The following is an 18732-nucleotide window of genomic DNA, read 5'->3' as shown; positions in this document are numbered from 1 at the left end:
GCATCGTGTCGGCGGGTAACAGGTAAATGGCCGGTGACCACGGGCGCGGTTGTGATGCCTGTCGCCCACCCCGCGTCGGTTTGGCGACACGCCGCATCGGGCGGCTAGGGTCGTCTGCGTGACTGGGTCGGGTGGTGCCGCTACGGCGAAGCAAGTGGGGACACCGGGCGATACTGCCGCGGGAGGTGCCCCGTCCGGCTCGCTGCGTGCCTGGCAGCGGCGCGCTTTGACGAAATACCTGGCCACCAAGCCGCGTGACTTCCTCGCGGTCGCGACACCCGGCGCCGGTAAGACCACCTTCGCGCTGCGGGTTGCCGCGGAGTTGCTGGCCGATCGCACGGTGGACCAGATCACCGTCGTCGCCCCGACCGAACACCTCAAGCACCAGTGGTCGGCCGCGGCCGCGCGGACCGGAATCCAGCTGGATTCGCGGTTCTCCAACTCCACCGGCGCGACCTCGGGCGACTATCACGGCGTGGTGGTGACCTATGCCCAGGTCGCCGCGCACCCCACGCGGCACCGGGTGCGCACCGAGAACCGGCGCACCCTGGTGATTCTCGACGAGATCCACCACGCGGGCGACGCCAAGACCTGGGGTGAGGCGACCGAAGAGGCGTTCGGCGACGCGACGCGCCGTCTCGCGCTGACCGGAACCCCTTTCCGCAGTGACGATTCGAAGATCCCGTTCGTCACCTACGAGCCCGACGAAGGTGGCTTCCCGCGCTCGCGCGCCGACCATTCCTACGGCTACGCCGACGCGCTCGCCGACGGCGTCGTGCGTCCGGTGGTGTTCCTGGCCTACTCCGGCGACGCGCACTGGCGCGACAGTGCGGGCGAGGAACACACCGCCCGACTCGGCGAACCGCTCAGCGCCGAGCACACCGCGCGGGCCTGGCGCACCGCGCTCGACCCGGCGGGCGACTGGATCTCGTCGGTGCTGCGTGCGGCCGACATGCGCCTGCGTCAGTTGCGCGCCTCCGGCATGCCCGACGCGGGCGGTCTGGTGATCGCCACCGATCAGGAACGGGCCCGCGACTACGCCGAACTGCTCGAACACATCTGCGGCGAGCGGCCGACGGTGGTGCTCTCCGACGACCCGCAGTCCTCGCAGCGCATCGGCGAGTTCGGCAAGGGCACCCAGCCGTGGATGGTGGCGGTGCGCATGGTGTCCGAAGGCGTCGACGTGCCCCGGTTGGCCGTCGGCGTGTATGCCACCAGTGCGTCGACGCCGTTGTACTTCGCGCAGGCCATCGGGCGTTTCGTGCGTGCCCGCAAGCCGGGGGAGACGGCGAGCGTGTTCCTGCCGTCGGTGCCGGTGCTGCTGGATCTGGCCGCGCAGCTCGAGCTGCAGCGCGATCACGTCATCGGCAAGCCGCATCGCGAGAAGGACGGCCTCGACGACGAGCTGCTGATGGACGCGAACAAGGCCGAGGACGAGCCCGGCGAGGACGAGAAGTCCTTCGTCGCGCTCGCCGCGGACGCCGAACTCGACCAGGTGATCTACGACGGATCCTCGTTCGGAACCGCCACCATCGCGGGCAGCGACGAAGAGGCCGACTACCTCGGTATCCCCGGTCTGCTCGACGCCGACCAGATGCGCGCACTGCTACGCGACCGGCAGACCCGCCAACTCGCCGACCGGAGCGCCGCGGAATCCGCGCCGCAACCCGCGGCCGTCGCCGAACGCGTCGCCACCTCCGACAAATTGGGCGAACTGCGCCGCGAACTCAACAGCCTGGTCGCCATGCACCACCACCGCACCGGCAAACCCCACGGCGTGATCCATGGCGAACTGCGCCGCGAATGTGGTGGTCCGCCAACGGCATTGGCCAGTGTCGATCAATTGGGCGAGCGTATCGCGGCCCTGCGTCGACTCTGAGAGATCCCATCTGCGGGTCACCCTCGTCGTAGTTCCCCGTCCGGCCGATCGTGCGGCCTCGCCTAGCGTGTCACGGCCGCCAGTGTCTGCATGGCGCTGTCCACGGCGATGCTCAGTTCGTCGGGCCCGACGCCGTCTCTGGCCTGGATCGACAGGCCGTAGAGCACGGTGCTGAAAAGCATGGCGAGCGAAGCGGTGTCGGTGTCGGGGGCGAGGTCGCCTTCGGTGACGCCACGGTCGAGCCTGGCGCGGATGTCGGCCGTGGTGCGGCGGCGGGCTTCGACGAGGAATTCGCGGACCGCGGCATTACGGGTGGTGTAGGTCGCGCCGGCGAGGACCACCATGCAGCCGTGCGGAAGGCCGGGGTCGGTGTAGAGGGGGATGTTGTCGCGCAGCATCGCCTCGATCGCGGCGTAGGCGGTGGGTTGCTCGCGCAGCGCCCTGGCCGTGTGGGAACCCTCGCTGCGGCCGTAGAGCTCGACGGCGGCGCGGAACAGGGCTTCCTTGTCGCCGAAGGCGGCGTAGAGGCTGGGGGAGTTGATGCCCATGGCGGTGGTGAGGTCGCTCATCGAGGCGCCGTCGTAGCCGCGTTCCCAGAACACCTCCATGGCACGGCGCAGCGCGACCTCACGGTCGAAGCCTCGGGGGCGCCCGCGTTCTGCCATGCGAAACCTTTCTGTGCCGATCGGTAAATATACCGCCCGCGGCGAGGGCCTCGCTGCCCGCCCATGATTTCTGTGTCGATCGATAAGAAACTCTTGACGGCTGGGGTGCGCGTGCGCTTGTCTATTTGTGTATCGATCACTACAAAATTGGAGCGAGCCTGATGACGAGCAGCAACACCGTGGCCCTGGTGACCGGCGCGAGCCGTGGGATCGGCGCGGCCATCGCCCGCGCCCTGGCCGCCGCAGGCACCGATGTGGCGTTCACCTACCAGCGCGACGAGGTCGCCGCGAAGGCGGTGGCCGCCGAAATCGAGGCGCTGGGCGGGCGGGCGCTGCCGATCAGGGCCGACAGCGCCGACGCCGCGCAGGTCGTCGCCGCCGTCGAGCAGACCGCGCGCGACCTGGGCGGCCTCGACGTGCTCGTGAACAACGCGGGCATCTTCCCGGCCAAACCCTACGAGGAGTTCACCCTCGACGAGATCGACCGCGCGCTGAACATCCACGCCCGCGCCGCCTTCGTCGCGGGCCAGGCCGCCCTACCGCACCTCGGCGACGGCGGCCGGATCATCTCCATCGGCTCCAACCTGTCCGAACGGGCGCTCTTCGGCGGGTTGTCGCTGTACAACCTGAGCAAGTCGGCGCTCAACGGCTTCACCAAAGCTCTTGCGCGTGAACTGGGTCCGCGCGGCATCACCGTCAACCTCGTGCAGCCGGGTCCCACCGATACCGATATGAACCCGGCGAACAGCGATCACGCCCCGACCCAACGAGAGTTCAATGCCCTCGGCCGCTTCGGCGCCGCCGCCGACGTCGCCGATCTGGTCACCTTCCTCGCCGGTCCGTCCGGCCGGTCGATCACCGGCGCGATCCTCACCGTGGACGGCGGCACCAACGCCTGAGTCGGCCGCTCAGGAGGCGGGTACGAAGAACCGGGTCGGGTCGAGACTGTTGATGCTGGTCCAGCGCGGCTCCTGGGTGGGGATATCGGACTCGGTGGTGGCGTCGAAGTAGCCCTGCAATTCCAGTGCGAGGCGCGGATTCTCGTCGACCTTGCGCGCGATCGTGTACAGCATCGCGAACACGTGCACGCAGCGCGCGGTCCGCGCCGAGCAGGAACAGTCGGTGCTCACCAGGCTCGGCGCGGGGGAATGGCCCGCGTCGAGCAGGGCCCGGTGCATCTCGTCGGTGAGGATGGTCGGGTCGGTGATCGTGTGACCGATCGCGGTTACCGCCGCTCGGGTCAGCGGCGCCACCTCGACGTGCGCGATCGAGGCCTGACCGCCGCGATGCAGATGCGCGCGCACGGTGCGCCCCTCGATCTCGATGCCCACCCCGTCGTTGCGGGCGATGCTGCGGGCCCGGGGCAGCAGTGGCTCCGGGCGGGTCTGGCGCAGCGGTTCGGCCAGCCGCACCCAGTCCCGTCCCCAGAGGGTGTAACCGAATTCGTTGTCGGCCATCAGTTCTCTCGCTTCCGGCGCAGGATGTCGACGAGGGCGTCGTCGTCGAGGCGGGCCAGTTCGGCGATGCCCGCGGTATCGGACAGATCCGTCAGCGCGGACTTGCGGGTATGCATCGCCGCGATGTGTTCCTCCACCGTCGTGGCGCTGGTGAGGGTGGTGACGGTGACGGTGCGGGTCTGCCCGATCCGGTGTGCCCGGTCCGACGCCTGCGCCTCCACCGCCGGATTCCACCAGCGATCGAAATGGATCACATCGGCCGCGCGGGTGAGCGTGAGGCCGGTGCCGGCGGCGCGCAGGCTCAGGATCAGCACCGGCGGTCCGTCCGGCGCCTGGAAGCGGGTGACCAGCTCGCCGCGCTGGGTGGCGTCGAGCCCGCCGTGGAAGAACGGCGCCTCGACCCCGAACTGTTGGGCCAGGTGACGCACCAGCAGTTCGCCGGTCTTGCGGTACTGGGTGAAGATCAGGGTGGGGTCATCGGTGTCGAGGTTGGTGGCCACGATGTCGGTGCACAGGTCGAGTTTGCCGGAGCGGCCCGCGAGTTCGTCCAGGTCACCGGAGACCAGTCCAGGGTGGTTGCACACCTGCTTGAGGTGGGTCAGCGCGGCCAGAACTCGTCCCTGTCGTTGCAAGCCGGAGCCGAAACCCTCGTCCAGGGCTTCGGCGAGGACCGCGTCGTACACCCGTTCCTGCTCGGCGGTGAGATCGCACAGCAGATGGCTGTGGATCTTCGCCGGCAGCGACGCCGCCACCTGAAGCTTCTTGCGTCCCAGGACAACCGGCTCGACCGCGTCGCGCAGCCGAGCCGCCGCCGTGGCCGAACCCTCCTCGATCGGCTTGACGAACCTGCGCCGGAACTGCGTTCGATGCGCGAACAGTCGCGGCACGGTGAGATTGAGCAGGGCGAACAGTTCGTCCAGGTGGTTCTCCACCGGCGTGCCGGTCAGCGCGACCTTCGCGTCGGCGGTCAACCCTCGCGCCGCCCGTGACACCTGTGTGCGCGGGTTCTTCAGTGCCTGCGCCTCGTCGAACACCACGGTCGCCCACTGCTCGCCGGTCAGCGCCGCCCCGTGCAGCCGCAAGGTCGGATACCCGGTCACGACAACCGTTCCCGCCCCGGCGGGCACCGCACCGCCACGCCACGGCACCGGCTTCAACCCCGGCGCGAATCGTTCGATCTCGTGCGTCCAGTTGCCCACCAGCGAGGTCGGACACACAACCAGCTGCGGCCCGTCGGCGCGCCCCTGGAGGAACCCGATCGTCTGCACCGTTTTTCCGAGGCCCATCTCGTCGGCCAGTACGGCCCCGCCGTACGCCGATACGGTCTCGCGCAACCACCCGACCCCGCGCACCTGATAGGGCCGCAGCGTGGCATCGAGGACCCCGGCGAGCTCCTCGTCGAGCGCCTGCGTCTCGCACAGCACTCGCGCCGCGCGCTCGGCGGAGACGATCGCGGTGCCGACCGCATCGGGTACCGCGTGCGCGGCGGCTGGTAGTTCGGCCGGCCGTTCGTCGGTCAGCAAGGCCCGCCAGGCCAATGCGGAGGGGGCGAGGTCGTCGAGGACGACATCGGCCAGTTCGGTGGGCGTCACCACGGCGGTCGCCACCTCGACGGGTTCGATCGCGCCGCGCTCCCCGACGGGCAGCGCGAGGGTGAGCTTTTCCGGATCACCGATTCCCGTCGGCGCGGCACCGGCGTCGTGCCCGGTCCACGTCCACAACGCGAACAGGTGACGGTCGGGGAGGTAGGTGGCCTGAGTGGCGGGCAGAACAATCTCCTCTGATCGGGCAGCACGAACAACCGAACAACGTACACTGTACTGAGTTTGTTCCCGAACGCCCGAACTAGTTCCCGAGAGGAGGGCTGGTGCCCGCCGACGAGGATGCGAAATCCATCGCACAGGCCACCCAGATCCTCGAACTGCTGTGGCGCCACGCCCTGCCGTCCAAGCCGGGCGCGCGCGGCCCGAAACCGGGCCTCACCGTCGACGACGTGGTCTCGGCGGGCATCGCCCTGGCCGACCGCGACGGTCTCGACAAGCTGACGATCCGGGCGGTCGCCGCCGAACTCGGCCTACGCGCGATGAGCCTCTACACCTACGTCCCCAGCAAGGACGCCCTGATCGTGCTCATGGTCGACGCCGTCGCCGCCGCCGACACCCCGATCTCGGCCGACCTGCCGGTCAGAGACCGCATGATCGCCATCGCCACCCAGATCAGGGCCGATCTGATCGAGCACCCCTGGCTCCTGGAAGTGTCCCCGTGGCGCCAGGTACTCGGCCCGGGGAGGATGCGTCGCTACGAACGCCAACTGGCGGCGATCGACGGCATCGGCCTGGGTGATCTGGCCATGGACCGCGCGATCGCGGTCCTCACCGACTTCGCCACCGGCAATGCCCGCCTCGCCGTCGCGGCCGCGGGAGCCGCCGCGCAACTGAGCGACGCGCAGTGGTGGGAGGTCAACGGCCCCTTGCTGGCTCGGGTGATGCCCGCCGACGAATTCCCGCTCGCCGGGCGGGTCGGCACCGCCGTCGGCGAGCACTATCAGGCCCCCGCCGACCCGGACGGCGCGTTCGACTACGGGGTGGCCACCCTCGTCGACGGTCTGCTCGCCGACGCTTGATACAGCAACAGCGGGCGCCCTGTTCGGGTCGCCCGCTGTCGGGAGTTTTCTGTTGTCAGATGTGGTTGTTTCGGACGCGAGGAGTGGTCAGATCGCGGGAGCTTCGTCCGTGTTGATCACGGCTTCGAGTTCGCGCAAGCGGTCCATGTGTTCGTTCGCGTGGTGCTGGCAGAAGAGCAACTCGCCACCCGCGGGAAGCACGGCACGCACTCGGGCAGCCGCCCCGCAACGATCGCAACGATCGAGTGCGGTCAGTGGGGTGCTGGTCAGGGTTCCTGGCATGACTCCTCCGTCCCGGCTCCCGGCTCTGCGTGGCCGTTCGCCTAGGTGTGGGCCTCGTGGTCACTCCACGCGGCTCGCATCCGCTACTTCCCAGCAGTGGTACGACTACTCTGTCAGACGTTCGGGGTTCAGGCTTTGTTCCCGGAAGTGAATCTTTGTGTTTTCGATAACAGACCTGCGGTTTCGCTGAAAGCGAACATCCACCGATCGTCGGTTTCGAGCACCCACCGATCACCCGCGAAGCGCTGATGCCACCTCCCCCTCGATCCTGTTACGCACCGATATGTCGCTCGCTGCGGTGTTGCTCGTTACGCGGGGCGCAACCACCGAACCGGGACGAACACCATCGTGTTGTGACAGGGTCTTGACCGTCCGAACCTGTTGTCTACCCGGAGATTACCCGTGATATCCGACACTCACACCCTTGTTCACCTGTGTTCTTCCCAAGAATGGGCACAAGCTCGTAACGCGGGCGAGCGCAGGCCGCCGTCGCTGGCCGACGCCGGCTTCGTGCACCTGTCCACCCCGGAACAGGTCCACCTGCCCGCCAACCGACTCTTCGCCGGGCGCGCCGACATGCTCGTGCTGTGGCTGGACCCCACGGCGTTCACCGGTGAGGTGAAGTGGGAGCCGGGCGTCCCGAGCGACCCGTCGTCGATGCTGTTCCCGCATCTCTATGCCCCGCTGCCGGTCGCCGCGGTGCTCGCCGCGCAGCCGTATCTGCCCGACTCCGACGGCGTGTTCACCACACCGCGCCGGGAGGGAGTGGCGTAGACCACAATCGAGGCCGGGCGCGTCTACTGTTGACGATGTGAACGTCGACGTCACAGCGCTACCGGGCATCGGAGTGCGTAAGGATTTCGAAGTCAGGTCGGGGCGCCGCGTCGGGGTGGTCGCCCACCGCGACGGCGACATCGACCTGATCGTGTCCAAACCCGACGACCCGGACGCCATCGCCGCCCAGGTGCCGCTGTCGACCGACGAGGCGTCGGTGCTGGCGAACCTGCTCGGCGCGCCGCAACTGGTCGCCAGACTCAACGACGACCACCGCGATCTGCCGGGCATCACCACCCGGCAACTCGCCATCGCCGACGAATCACCCTATGCGGGGAGAACCCTCGGCGAGACCGGCATGCGCACCCGCACCAAGACCTCGATCGTCGCGGTCATGCGCGCCGGTCAGCTCCACCCGTCACCCGGCCCGGATTTCACCTTCACCGAGGGTGATCTGCTCGTGGTCGTCGGAACCCCGGACGGCCTGGAAGCGGCCGCGAAGATTCTCGTGCACGGCTGAGCGCCCGTGACCTCGCAGGCCTTGGCTCTGCTCGAGCTCGGCGTGATCTTGTTCGCGCTGGGGGTCTGCGGGAGAGTGGCGGGCCGGTTCGGGATGTCACCGATCCCGCTGTACCTGCTCGGCGGGCTGGCGTTCGGTCGCGGCGGGTTCATCGACCTCGGCGCCGCCACCGAGTTCGGGCACATGGCGAGCGAGATCGGCGTCGTGCTGCTGCTGTTGCTGCTCGGGCTCGAGTACACGGCACCCGAGCTGATGACCGGTCTGCGGCGCTCCTGGGGGGCCGGAGTGCTCGACCTGGTGGCCAACGCGCTCCCCGGCGTGGCGGTGGCGCTGATCCTGGGCTGGGGCGTGCTCGGCGCCGTCGTGCTCGGCGGGGTCACCTACATCTCGTCGTCGGGGATCGTGGCCAAGGTGCTCGACGATTTGGGCCGCCTCGGTAACCGCGAGACCCCGGTGGTGCTGTCGATCCTGGTGCTCGAAGACCTCGCGATGGCGGTGTATCTGCCGATCCTGACCATGATGCTGGCGGGATTGAGCCTGCTGAGCGGACTGATCTCCCTCGCGATCGCGCTGGCGACCATCACGGTGGTGCTCGTGGTCGCGCTGCGTTTCGGGCGGGTGGTCTCGGCGGTGGTCGACAGCGCCGATCGCGAAGTGTTCCTGCTGCAACTGCTCGGTGCGGCACTGCTCGTGGCCGGTGTGGCCTCGGCGCTCAATGTCTCGGCCGCGGTCGGCGCGTTCCTGCTCGGCATCGCCATCTCGGGCTCCACCGCGCACGAAGCGGTGAAACTGCTGGAGCCGCTGCGTGATCTGTTCGCCGCCATCTTCTTCGTGGCGTTCGGCCTGTCGATCGACCCGGCCGCGATTCCGCCGGTGTTCGCCTGGGCGGTCGCGTTGGCGGTGGTGACCACCGGCACCAAGATCGCGGTCGGCTGGTGGGCCGCGGGTAAACAGGGAATCCGGCAGATGGGCCGTGCACGGGCAGGCGCGGCGCTGGTGGCGCGCGGCGAATTCTCCATCGTCATCGCCGGATTGGCGGTCGCTTACGGCAAGGCCGACGCGAAACTGGCCGCGTTGGCCTCTGCCTATGTCCTGCTGATGGCGATTCTCGGGCCGATCGCGGCGCGGGTCGTCGAGCCGGTGGTCGAATTCGTCCGGCGCCGTACGGGTGTCGCGACGAATTGATCAGTCGATGACGCGGCGTGGCCATGCGCCGGCGCCGTCATAACTGAGTTCCTCGGTGAGGTACTCATGCTGGACAGGCGGCGCGAACTGCGCGACCGGTGCCGCGGGTCTGGCCGGCTTGGCCGGTCGCGGTCCCGGGCGGTGCCGCGAGGTGAGCCACATGCGCGGCAGCGCTTCCTCGTTCTCGATCTCGGTGAGGCTCACACTGATCAACACGAGCATGGTGACAATGCTGCTCACCCCGATCAGTGGAGCCAGCAGTTGCATCGCCTGGGCGCCGTTGCCGGGTGCGGCCTGATGATCGGTGTGCGCGTGCATCGACGCCATCCCGGTGTAGTGCATGCCGCACACGGCCACACCCATGATCAGCGCCGCACCCACGGTGGCGAGAAAACCCTTGACGCGCAACGTGAACCACAGCGCCACGACCGATGCCACCACCGCGATCAGCATCGACAGCGCCACGATCGCCGGGTCGTATCGCACGGTCGCGCTGGATTTCATCGCGAACATGCCGGTGTAGTGCATGGTCCCGACGCCGAGGCCGGTGATGGTGCCACCGGCGAGCAACGAGCGCAGTGTCGGCTGCGGCTTGTTGACCATGAACAGCCCGATCCCGACCACCACCATCGCGGTGAGCGCGCTGAACAGTGTCAGCGGGACGTCGTAGCGAATGTCGGCACCGCGGATGGTGAAGCCGAGCATGGCGATGAAATGCATGACCCAGATGCCGGTTCCGCCGATCGCGATCGCGGCCCCGATGAGCCAGCCGGCCCGCCCCTCGGGGGCGTTGCGACCGCGAGCCGCGCACTGCAGCCCGAGCAGGCAACCCGTGACGGACATGAAGTAGGCGAGAACAGGGGTGATCCAGCCGTAGCTGAAGTGATAAATGTCGAGCACGCGCGAAAAACCCTCAATGCCGATACCGCAGACTTGAGGCGGTAGAACGAAAAGCTGAGTGTGACCATACGGTGAAGATCGCCAATTCGTGTCCTCCGCAGTGCAATCCATCAGTGTGGGGTTGATCACGAAACGATTAACCGGTCGGTCTTCTGGATAAAACAGACCGCTGGGAATGTAGTTACCGAAACGAAGAAAGGCCCGCACCACCGAATCGGTGGTGCGGGCCTTTCTTCGTAGAACTGCTAGTCGAGGTAGTCGCGCAGAACCTGCGAACGGCTCGGGTGGCGCAGCTTGCTCATCGTCTTCGATTCGATCTGGCGGATGCGCTCACGCGTGACGCCGTAGACCTGACCGATCTCGTCGAGGGTGCGCGGCTGGCCGTCGGTGAGGCCGAAGCGCAACCGAACCACGCCCGCCTCACGCTCGGACAGCGTCTCCAGCACCGACTGCAGCTGATCCTGCAGCAGGGTGAAGCTCACCGCGTCGACCGCGACGACCGCCTCGGAGTCCTCGATGAAGTCACCGAGCTGGCTGTCGCCCTCGTCGCCGATGGTCTGGTCGAGCGAGATGGGTTCACGCGCGTACTGCTGGATCTCCAGCACCTTCTCCGGCGTGATGTCCATTTCCTTGGCGAGCTCCTCCGGCGTGGGCTCACGGCCCAGATCCTGGAGCAGCTCGCGCTGGATACGGCCGAGTTTGTTGATCACTTCGACCATGTGCACCGGAATACGGATGGTGCGGGCCTGATCGGCCATGGCGCGGGTGATGGCCTGACGGATCCACCACGTCGCGTAGGTCGAGAACTTGTAACCCTTGGTGTAGTCGAACTTCTCGACCGCGCGGATCAGACCCAGGTTGCCTTCCTGGATGAGATCCAGGAACGCCATGCCGCGGCCGGTGTAGCGCTTGGCCAGCGAGACGACCAGTCGCAGGTTGGCCTCGAGCAGATGGTTCTTCGCTCGGTTGCCGTCGCGCACGATCCAGTTGAAGTCGCGGCGCGTCGTCACCGAGAGCTTCTCGCCCGCCTCGGCGAATTCGCGCATCTTCTCCGCGGCGAACAGACCGGCCTCGATCCGCTTGGCGAGTTCGACCTCCTCTTCCGCGTTGAGCAGCGCGACCTTGCCGATCTGCTTGAGGTAGGCGCGGACCGAGTCGGCGGAGGCGGTGAGTTCGGCGTCCTTGCGTGCTTGACGCAGCGCTTCGGACTCCTCCTCGTCCCAGACGAAATCGCCGGAAGCCTTGTCCTTCTCGGACGGCTCCGCGGTCTCGGCGACTTCGGCGGTGTCCTCGGCGACGTCTTCGACGACGACCTCCTCGCCGACGAGTTCGTCCTCGGCGACTTCGAGATCACCGAGATCGTCGACCTCGACCGACTCGTCGTCGAGCTGCTCTTCACCGCCCTCGCCCGAGGTCGCCTTCTTCGCGGCGGTTTTCTTGGCCGGAGCCTTCTTGGCGGCAGCCTTCTTCGCCGGCGCCTTCTTGGCTACGGCCTTCTTGGCCGGCGCCTTTTTGGCGGCGGCCTTTTTGGCCGGCGCTTTCTTGGCCGGGGTTACGGCGTCGTCGGCATCGGCGTCGGAGGCCGAGTCGGCGGTCTGACGGGTATTCGTGGCTACCACGTACGCCCTTTCGTGACGGTCTCGTGCGGCGTCACGCCAGAGTGGTTTTCCGGCGGAGCGGTCGGTCGGGTTGCACCGGCGATGCGTCGGCCGGGTGAAGTCGGCGCTCGTTCACCGACCTTCTCGCGACCGGCCGCGGCCGGAAGGTTTCACCGGCTCACCGCCGGACGTGTTCCATTGTAACGATCCAACCAGGGTACTCATGGCACGATGCCATCCAGGCGTTGCGTCGCAGGCCGCGCCGGGCTACGGCGCGATGCCTGCATCGATGGCCATCGCCGCGCCGACGATACCCGCGGTGTTCTTCAATACGGCCGGAATCACGGGAGTTCGGTTGGTGAGCAAGGGGATCCACTGCTCGTGATCACGGCTGATGCCGCCGCCCGCCACGATCACCTTCGGCCAGAACAGATCCTCGATGTGGCGCAACACGCGACTCACCCGCTGCGCCCACTCGGGGTAGGTGAGGTTCTCGTTGTCCTTGACCGAGGCCGCGGCCAGATCCTCGGCGTCGACGCCCTCGATCTTGAGATGGCCGAGTTCGGAGTTGGGGACGAGCACGCCGTTGTAGAGCAGCGCGGAGCCGATACCGGTGCCGAAGGTGAGCAGCAGGGTCAGGCCGTCGAGGTCGCGCGCGGTGCCGTAGGAGTCCTCGGCCAGGCCGGCGGCGTCGGCGTCGTTGAGCACGGTGACGGTTCGCCCACCGAGTGCCTCGGCGAACAGCGCGTGGGCGTCGGTGCCGATCCAGGCCTGGTCGATGTTGGCCGCGGTTCTGGCGTGGCCGTCGAGCACCACGCACGGCATGGTGATGCCGACCGGACCCTCCCACCCTGCCTGGGCCACCAGTTCGGCGACCGCCGCGGCGACGGCCGCGGGCGTTGACGGCTGCGGTGTCGCGATCTTGATGCGGTCATGGGCGAGCAGACCGGTGGCCAGATCGACCTCGGCGCCCTTCACCCCGCTACCGCCGATATCGATCCCGAATGCGTGCCCCCGAGTGGACATGGTTCAACCCCTTGCTGACGCGGTCGATGTGCCTGACAGACACCAGCAAGCAGAGTAGCGGTAGTCACCCCTCGCGCGAGACGCCACGACATGTGATGCGATGGAGAGGTGCCCGAATACACCGAGCCCGAGACCCCAACCGCCCCCATCACATCCACCGAGTACGAGCCGTTGCGCCGCCTCGCCGTCGAGCTGGCCGAAGCGGCCGCCGCGCATGTGCGTGCCCGCAGGCCCGAGGTGTTCGCCGATGGCGGACCCGTGGCCGGAGCGGTGGCAACCAAGGGTCACGTCACCGATCCGGTCACCATCGTCGACACCGAATCCGAACAGCTGATCCGTGGGCTGCTCGCCGAGCGCAGGCCCGACGACGCGATTCTGGGGGAGGAGGGCGGCGGCGATGTCGGCGCCACCGCGCCGGGCACTGTCACCTGGGTCGTCGACCCGATCGACGGCACTGTGAACTTCCTCTACGGGCTGCCCGGCTACGCCGTGTCGGTGGGTGCGGTGGTCGATGGCAAGCCCGTGGCGGGCGCCGTGGTCGACGTGGCCGCCGCGACCACCTACAGCGCCGCACTGGGCGCTGGATCGCACGCTGTGCGCCCGGATGGCACCCGGGTGCCACTGCGCTGCAGTAGCGAGGATTCGCTCTCGGTGGCCCTTGTAGCCACCGGCTTCGCCTACGGCAGCGCGCGCCGCGCCCGTCAGGCGCAGCTGCTCACCGAGATCCTGCCGCAGATTCGCGACATCCGCCGCCTCGGCGCCGCCGCCATGGACCTGTGTCATGTCGCCGCGGGTCGGCTCGAGGCCTACTACGAGCACGGCCTCAATGCCTGGGACTGGGCCGCGGGCGCCCTCATCGCCGCCGAAGCGGGCGCGGTCGTCCACGTCCCCCCGGTCACCGTCGGCGGTGCCGCGGGCGAACTGACGGTCGTGGCCGCCCCCGGCATCGCGAAGGACCTCGACGACCTGCTCGACCGCGTCGGCGCCCCGACCGCCCTGCCGGACTGACATCGGCGGCGGGGCTGCCGAGAACTCAGCTCAGCACTTGACGTCGCGCGCCGCGTCGAGGAGATCGGGGTCGATCGAGGACGAGCTCGCGCCGGGGGCGAGGTTCTTCAGCGACCGGAGCACGGCCTCGGCGTCGGCGCCGGGGCGCAGCGATTCGCCGAACGCCTGGCCGAGGACCAGATCGACGGTGTCGTCGGTGCGCGGGTCCTCGATCAGCTCGGCGCACGGAGCGACGAGCTGCACCGAGGCGGCCGCCGGTCGGCCGTTCACGCCGAACCGGATCTGCCCGGTGCAGGTGAGGTCGCCGCTGACATAGACCGGATCGTTACCGACCTGTGTCCCCGGCGCGCCGGCGAACCCGAGGTCGCCCAGAGCGGAGGCGATGTTACCTGCCTGTCCGCTCTTGCCGTTGGCGTTGAACACCCGCACCCTCGACTCCGACAGGGCCGCCGGATCGACCGCCTCCAGTCGTGTCGGGCCCACGCGTGAGCCCAGTGCCGCGGGCTGCGGGGCGTTGGTGGCGGTCGGCGTGCTCGGCGCGTTGCACGCCATCGGTTCGTTGCTGTCGTCACGGGTACGGAACGCCGTAATCCAGACGAACAGGCTCACCAGAGCCAGCACGAGGACGAGCGCGAGCCAGAGCTCGGGCCGCCGCCGCGGAAAGGGTTTGCCGTCGCGATCAGTCGCGCTGCCTTCGGTGATCAGTGAAACCACGCGCTCACTCTACGAGTCCCACGGCGGTGCGCGAGTCGGGGAGGTCTCGGCGAGTTTCCCAGCAGGTGACGATTCGTCGTCGGTTTCGGCTCGGCGGGGGTTTGATTGCGACTTTCGTCCATTGGTCCGCTATTGTCTGGCCGCCCAGATCGAATATTTACCGGTGAAACGGTGGTCGGTCGCGGGAACAACAAGGGCATGTCCTGCGTTTACCGAACGCTGTCGGAGTAGATCGCTAGCTGGTCGAACCTGATAGACGACCGGTGCACGTGTGAGGTGTACCACCGGCGGGGCGGTACGAACGCCGGACCCCTGCGGGGTTACGGCAATCGACTGATCCGGGATATACGGAGTAAGGACTGAGGGGAAGACGACATGGCAACCGACTATGACGCACCGCGGCGCACCGAATCCGACGAGGTGTCGGAGGATTCGCTCGAGGAGCTGAAGGCCCGCCGCAACGAGGCGCAGTCCGCCGTCGTGGACATCGACGAATCCGATACAGCGGAATCGTTCGAGCTTCCCGGCGCGGACTTGTCCGACGAGGTACTCAGCGTTCGGGTGGTCCCGAAGCAGGCGGACGAGTTCACCTGCTCGAGCTGTTTTCTCGTGCATCACCGCAGCCGACTGGCCACGGAGAAGGGTGGACAGCTCATCTGCATGGACTGCGCGCTCTAGAAGCAGGCGGTGCGCATCACCGTGTGGACAGTTGATCCGCACGGACTGCGTACTACTGATCCAGACGGGATCAGCGAGGAAGGGTCAGCCCGCGCTCGGGAGTCCGAGCGCGGTCAAGACCCGGTCCGGCCTACGCGTACTGACCAACCAGTACGGCGTCGGGTCGTCCGGGTCGTTCAGAACCAGCAATGCCATCGGGCCGATCCAGGCCCGGTGCTGCACATAGGCGGCGGGGTCGAGTTGTCGGCCCAGCGCCGCACTCTTGGCCGTCGACGCGACGGCCGCGCCACGCGCGACGAAGCTCACCGGTAGGTGGGCCCGGTCGACGCGCAATTCCGCCGTACCATCGTCGGCCACGCTGACATCAAGGCGATGCCTGCTCATCCACAACAGAATCCAGACCGGGACCGGCGCCAGCAGCACATACGGCAGCCAGGCCCGCAGCCCCGGCGCGCCCATATGGATCTCGGCCGCGAGCAGGCCCGCGATCGCGAAGCCGACCGGCCACCACCACAGCGGCACCCACAGGCGCTCGGAGTAGGGCGACGGACCCTGCGCGCTCGGCGCGCGGTGGTCGGTGTCTGTGGTCGCGGTCGTCGGGGAATGGGGCTGGTCGGGCACCCCTCAACACTAGGTCACCGCACCAGGGCTGCGACGAGAAGGTCCGGCCTCGACCGCGTAGTCTCGACCGATGTGAACGCACTTGCACCGATTCCGCTGCGGCGGCTCGATCCCGGCATCCCTGTGCCGACGCGTGCCCATCCGGGTGACGCGGGCGTCGACCTCTGTACCACCGAGGATGTGATCATCGAACCGGGCGAGCGAGTGCTGGTCGGCACCGGGATCGCGATCGCGTTGCCGGTGGGCACCGTCGGCTTGATCCACCCTCGTTCGGGCTTGGCCGCGAAGGCCGGTCTGTCGGTGGTCAACACGCCCGGCACGGTCGACGCGGGCTACCGCGGTGAGATCAAGGTGTGCCTGATCAATCACGACCCGCGCACCGCCATCGAGCTGCGTCGCGGTGACCGCATCGCGCAGTTGCTGGTGCAGCGGGTCGAGTTGGTCGATTTCGCCGAGGTCGACGATCTCGACGACACCGCCCGTGGCACCGGCGGATACGGGTCGAGCGGCGGGCATGCCAGCCTGGCCGACAAGGAGGCGTGATGGGTCTGTTCGGAAAGAAGAAGCGCGCGCGCGACGACGAGGCCGACTACGTCGAATACGACGAAGTCGAGTACGACGAGGCCGACTACGACCTGGACGCTGACTCCGACGAGTACGACACCGACGAGTTCCAGCGCCCCGACTTCGCGCGCCTGGACTTCGACGACGCGCCGACCGACGAGCGCATCTACGGCAATTTCGACCACGCCCCCGATGCCGCCGCGGGCCCCTATGACATCAGCGAGGTCTCCGACGAAGCGATCTCGCGGCGCCTCGACCTCGGCTCGGTGCTCATTCCGGTGCCTCAGGGCGGGCAGTTGCAGGTGGAGATGAGCCCCGACGGCACCCCGCAGGCGGTGCACCTGGCCACCGAGCACGGCAGGCTCACGGTCGCCGCCTACGCCGCGCCGAAGTCGGCGGGCCAGTGGCGCACGGTCGCCGCGGATCTGGCCGAGTCGTTGCGCGGTGACGGCGCGAGCGTGGCCGTCGAGAAGGGTCCGTGGGGCCGCGAGGTCAAGGCGATCACCGAGGGCGCCGACCTGCGCTTCATCGGCGTCGACGGCCCGCGCTGGATGATCCGCCTCGTCGCCGCCGGCCCCAAGGGCGCCGTCGACGACCGCAGTCCACTGATCACCGCCGCCCGCGCGGTCCTGGCCGACGCCGTGGTGCGCCGCGGCACCGAACCGCTCCCCGTGCGCGACCCGCTCCCGGTGGTCCTGCCCCAGGAGCTGGCCGAACAGCTGGCCGCCGCCCACCAGCAGCAGATCCAGGCCCAGCAGGACGCCCTGGAGGCCCAGGCTGCCGCGGCCACCGCCCCGCCCCCGTCGGCCCTCCCGCCGAAACTGCCCGACGAGCCACGTCGTGGCGCCGATGGTTCGGCCATGCAGCAACTGGGCCTGAACTAGGTGCTCGTCCGCCTCCCCGCGACTTTTGCCGGTCGTGGGGAGGCGGTTCAGTCAGCTGCCGGGCCGGCGGTCGGTGGCGGGTCTTGTGTCGGGGGTGCCCGGCGAGTTACCCATGTACTCGCGAAATCAGTTGTCCTGCAAAGCTTTTCGTTGCCCGTGCGTCGCTGGGAGCAACGTGCTCAACTGCGCGAATCCGGCATGTCCGAGTATTGCCGGGTCGGCGCCCAGTTCGGTGAGCGTCACTCTGTGCAGTCGGGACGACGGCAAGGCGGCCGCCCATTCTTCCGCGACCGCGATCGGGTGGACCGGGTCGTCGGTCGCGCCGACCACCGCGACCGGCACATCAATGGCGGCCAACTGCTCCAGTGACGGCCACGCGTACCCCGCGGCCTCGTCCAGCGCGGCGGGCAGATGGGGCCACTGCCCGCGCCACGACTGGGTCAACGCGTCGGCCAACCATCGCGGACTCGACGCCCGCATCCGCTCGATCACCGCCTCCAGGCCGTCGGCTCGCAGTTGCTCGGCGGTAACCGAAGCGCTCGAAGCGGCGGGGCACGTGGCGGTTTCGGCACCCGTCCAGGCGGGTAATGCTGTGATGACACCGACTACCGCGTTCGGGTGCTCGGCTGCCCAGTCGAGCGCGATCGCGGCGCCGAGGGAGATGCCCGCGGCCAGGACCGGACCGCGCGCCGCGGCAGCGTCCAAAGCCGCGGTACAGCTCCCGATCACGGCCTGCGGGTCCGGTTCGACGGCGTGGAAGGCGAGTCCGCGCGCATGGGCGGCAGGCCCGAACGCGCGGGCCGCGAAATCGGCGTCGGAGCCGGTCCCCGGCAGGGCGACCACGGTGACCTGGGGTGGGGTGCGCAACACCGACCGAGCGTAGCGGCCGGGCGTTTGCCCATCTACAGTGGCGGTGTACGGCCAACTAGCGGGAGAAGCGTGACATGTCGTCATCCACGGGCGGACACAAGTCGGGATCGGGTCCGGACTCGGGATACTTTCGTCGACTCGGTCGTCGTCTCACCGCAGATATCGACCAGCTCGACGCCGAGGAATTGGCCGAGACGGTCGAAGCCTCCGGTGCCCGGCGGGCCAAGGACTGTTGTCGTGGTGAAGAGGCGACGATTCTGGGCAGACTCCGCAGCGTCGAGGCGTGTCCGAAGGCCGCGGGTGCCACCGTGCAGGCCGAGTTCTTCGACGGCACCGACGCCATCACCCTGGTGTGGATCGGGCGCAGGCGCATTCCGGGGATCGAACCGGGCAGGCGCATTCTGGTCCGTGGCCGCGTCGGCGACCGCGACGGCCGCAAAGTGATCTTCAACCCCTACTACGAATTGCGCGGGAACAGCTGACG

Annotated in this window: 21 protein-coding genes; 11 read left to right on the top strand and 10 right to left on the bottom strand. The window is 68.4% G+C overall.

All coding sequences use genetic code 11. The annotated features are described in order from the left end of the window. The first annotated feature begins 154 nt into the window (after nt 1–154). Nucleotides 155–1879 carry a DEAD/DEAH box helicase gene (locus ASD42_RS06045; protein WP_056811272.1) on the top strand — a complete coding sequence of 575 codons (1725 nt, stop codon included), beginning with the start codon at nt 155–157 and terminating at the stop codon, nt 1877–1879. Between the two features lie 62 nt (nt 1880–1941). Here ASD42_RS06045 and ASD42_RS06040 read toward each other — a convergent pair whose 3' ends face one another. Further along, nucleotides 1942–2544, bottom strand: a complete 603-nt coding sequence (locus ASD42_RS06040; RefSeq protein ID WP_056811268.1) for a TetR/AcrR family transcriptional regulator — start codon at nt 2542–2544, stop codon at nt 1942–1944. A gap of 161 nt (nt 2545–2705) precedes the next feature. Between ASD42_RS06040 and ASD42_RS06035 the strand changes: the two genes are divergently transcribed. After that, on the top strand, nt 2706–3443 hold the full coding sequence (locus ASD42_RS06035) for an SDR family NAD(P)-dependent oxidoreductase (RefSeq protein WP_056811267.1): 738 nt from the start codon (nt 2706–2708) through the stop codon (nt 3441–3443). Between the two features lie 9 nt (nt 3444–3452). Here the strand turns inward: ASD42_RS06035 and ASD42_RS06030 are convergent, their stop codons facing one another. Together ASD42_RS06030 and ASD42_RS06025 are read right to left on the bottom strand one after the other, a co-directional pair. Beyond that, nucleotides 3453–4001 (bottom strand): hypothetical protein, encoded by a 549-nt coding sequence (locus ASD42_RS06030; protein ID WP_056811264.1) that lies wholly within the window; start codon nt 3999–4001, stop codon nt 3453–3455. After that, the gene (locus ASD42_RS06025; protein ID WP_056815549.1) at nt 4001–5731 is read right to left on the bottom strand and encodes a DEAD/DEAH box helicase; all 1731 of its coding nucleotides are present in this window, start codon (nt 5729–5731) and stop codon (nt 4001–4003) included. Before ASD42_RS06025 ends, ASD42_RS06030 begins: the two co-directional genes overlap by 1 nt. A gap of 137 nt (nt 5732–5868) precedes the next feature. Between ASD42_RS06025 and ASD42_RS06020 the strand changes: the two genes are divergently transcribed. Further along, the gene (locus ASD42_RS06020) at nt 5869–6624 is read left to right on the top strand and encodes a TetR/AcrR family transcriptional regulator (protein WP_056815546.1); all 756 of its coding nucleotides are present in this window, start codon (nt 5869–5871) and stop codon (nt 6622–6624) included. An 87-nt stretch (nt 6625–6711) separates the two neighbouring features. On the opposite strand, the gene ASD42_RS06015 is transcribed toward ASD42_RS06020, so the two are convergent. After that, nucleotides 6712–6906: a DUF7455 domain-containing protein gene (locus tag ASD42_RS06015; RefSeq protein ID WP_056811260.1), complete on the bottom strand. Its 195-nt coding sequence runs from the start codon at nt 6904–6906 to the stop codon at nt 6712–6714. Nucleotides 6907–7308: 402 nt separating this feature from the next. On the opposite strand from ASD42_RS06015, the gene ASD42_RS06010 reads away from it, so the two are divergent. From ASD42_RS06010 to ASD42_RS06000, 3 genes are read left to right on the top strand one after another with little or no spacing between them, the layout of a single operon-like run. Further along, nucleotides 7309–7680 (top strand): DUF952 domain-containing protein, encoded by a 372-nt coding sequence (locus ASD42_RS06010; protein WP_200950384.1) that lies wholly within the window; start codon nt 7309–7311, stop codon nt 7678–7680. Between the two features lie 37 nt (nt 7681–7717). Next, nucleotides 7718–8200 carry a cation:proton antiporter regulatory subunit gene (locus tag ASD42_RS06005; RefSeq protein ID WP_056811253.1) on the top strand — a complete coding sequence of 161 codons (483 nt, stop codon included), beginning with the start codon at nt 7718–7720 and terminating at the stop codon, nt 8198–8200. A 6-nt stretch (nt 8201–8206) separates the two neighbouring features. Then, entirely contained in the window at nt 8207–9385 is a 1179-nt protein-coding gene (locus ASD42_RS06000) for a cation:proton antiporter (protein WP_056811250.1), read from the top strand. On the opposite strand, the gene ASD42_RS05995 is transcribed toward ASD42_RS06000, so the two are convergent. The 3 genes from ASD42_RS05995 to ppgK form a co-directional block, all read right to left on the bottom strand. Next, nucleotides 9386–10492 carry an MHYT domain-containing protein gene (locus ASD42_RS05995; RefSeq protein ID WP_235569318.1) on the bottom strand — a complete coding sequence of 369 codons (1107 nt, stop codon included), beginning with the start codon at nt 10490–10492 and terminating at the stop codon, nt 9386–9388. A 38-nt stretch (nt 10493–10530) separates the two neighbouring features. Then, nucleotides 10531–11904, bottom strand: coding sequence for an RNA polymerase sigma factor (locus ASD42_RS05990; RefSeq protein ID WP_056811247.1), 1374 nt, complete (start codon nt 11902–11904; stop codon nt 10531–10533). Between the two features lie 246 nt (nt 11905–12150). Further along, nucleotides 12151–12909 (bottom strand): polyphosphate--glucose phosphotransferase, encoded by a 759-nt coding sequence (gene ppgK, locus ASD42_RS05985; protein WP_056811245.1) that lies wholly within the window; start codon nt 12907–12909, stop codon nt 12151–12153. 108 nt (nt 12910–13017) lie between these two features. On the opposite strand from ppgK, the gene ASD42_RS05980 reads away from it, so the two are divergent. Continuing rightward, nucleotides 13018–13917, top strand: a complete 900-nt coding sequence (locus ASD42_RS05980; RefSeq protein ID WP_056811243.1) for an inositol monophosphatase family protein — start codon at nt 13018–13020, stop codon at nt 13915–13917. Nucleotides 13918–13947: 30 nt separating this feature from the next. On the opposite strand, the gene cei is transcribed toward ASD42_RS05980, so the two are convergent. After that, on the bottom strand, nt 13948–14631 hold the full coding sequence (cei, locus tag ASD42_RS05975) for an envelope integrity protein Cei (RefSeq protein ID WP_056811240.1): 684 nt from the start codon (nt 14629–14631) through the stop codon (nt 13948–13950). A 375-nt stretch (nt 14632–15006) separates the two neighbouring features. On the opposite strand from cei, the gene ASD42_RS05970 reads away from it, so the two are divergent. Next, on the top strand, nt 15007–15309 hold the full coding sequence (locus tag ASD42_RS05970) for a DUF4193 domain-containing protein (RefSeq protein WP_056811237.1): 303 nt from the start codon (nt 15007–15009) through the stop codon (nt 15307–15309). A gap of 84 nt (nt 15310–15393) precedes the next feature. On the opposite strand, the gene ASD42_RS05965 is transcribed toward ASD42_RS05970, so the two are convergent. After that, a complete protein-coding gene (locus ASD42_RS05965; RefSeq protein WP_082843848.1) occupies nt 15394–15930 on the bottom strand; it encodes a DUF3093 domain-containing protein in 537 nt (178 codons plus the stop codon). Nucleotides 15931–16002: 72 nt separating this feature from the next. Here ASD42_RS05965 and dut point away from each other — a divergent pair, with 72 nt between their 5' ends. Together dut and ASD42_RS05955 are read left to right on the top strand one after the other, a co-directional pair. Next, entirely contained in the window at nt 16003–16473 is a 471-nt protein-coding gene (gene dut / locus ASD42_RS05960; RefSeq protein WP_056811235.1) for a dUTP diphosphatase, read from the top strand. A 5-nt stretch (nt 16474–16478) separates the two neighbouring features. Next, the gene (locus tag ASD42_RS05955) at nt 16479–17378 is read left to right on the top strand and encodes a DUF3710 domain-containing protein (protein ID WP_056815540.1); all 900 of its coding nucleotides are present in this window, start codon (nt 16479–16481) and stop codon (nt 17376–17378) included. 126 nt (nt 17379–17504) lie between these two features. Here the strand turns inward: ASD42_RS05955 and ASD42_RS05950 are convergent, their stop codons facing one another. Continuing rightward, nucleotides 17505–18248 (bottom strand): alpha/beta fold hydrolase, encoded by a 744-nt coding sequence (locus tag ASD42_RS05950; protein ID WP_056811233.1) that lies wholly within the window; start codon nt 18246–18248, stop codon nt 17505–17507. Between the two features lie 74 nt (nt 18249–18322). Between ASD42_RS05950 and ASD42_RS05945 the strand changes: the two genes are divergently transcribed. Beyond that, the gene (locus ASD42_RS05945) at nt 18323–18730 is read left to right on the top strand and encodes an OB-fold nucleic acid binding domain-containing protein (protein ID WP_056811231.1); all 408 of its coding nucleotides are present in this window, start codon (nt 18323–18325) and stop codon (nt 18728–18730) included. Nucleotides 18731–18732: the final 2 nt, after the last annotated feature.

This window comes from Nocardia sp. Root136 (assembly GCF_001427185.1).
Classification (GTDB): domain Bacteria; phylum Actinomycetota; class Actinomycetes; order Mycobacteriales; family Mycobacteriaceae; genus Nocardia; species Nocardia salmonicida.
Note: the sequence above shows the minus strand (reverse complement) of the source record. Positions and strands in the feature narration are given on the sequence as shown.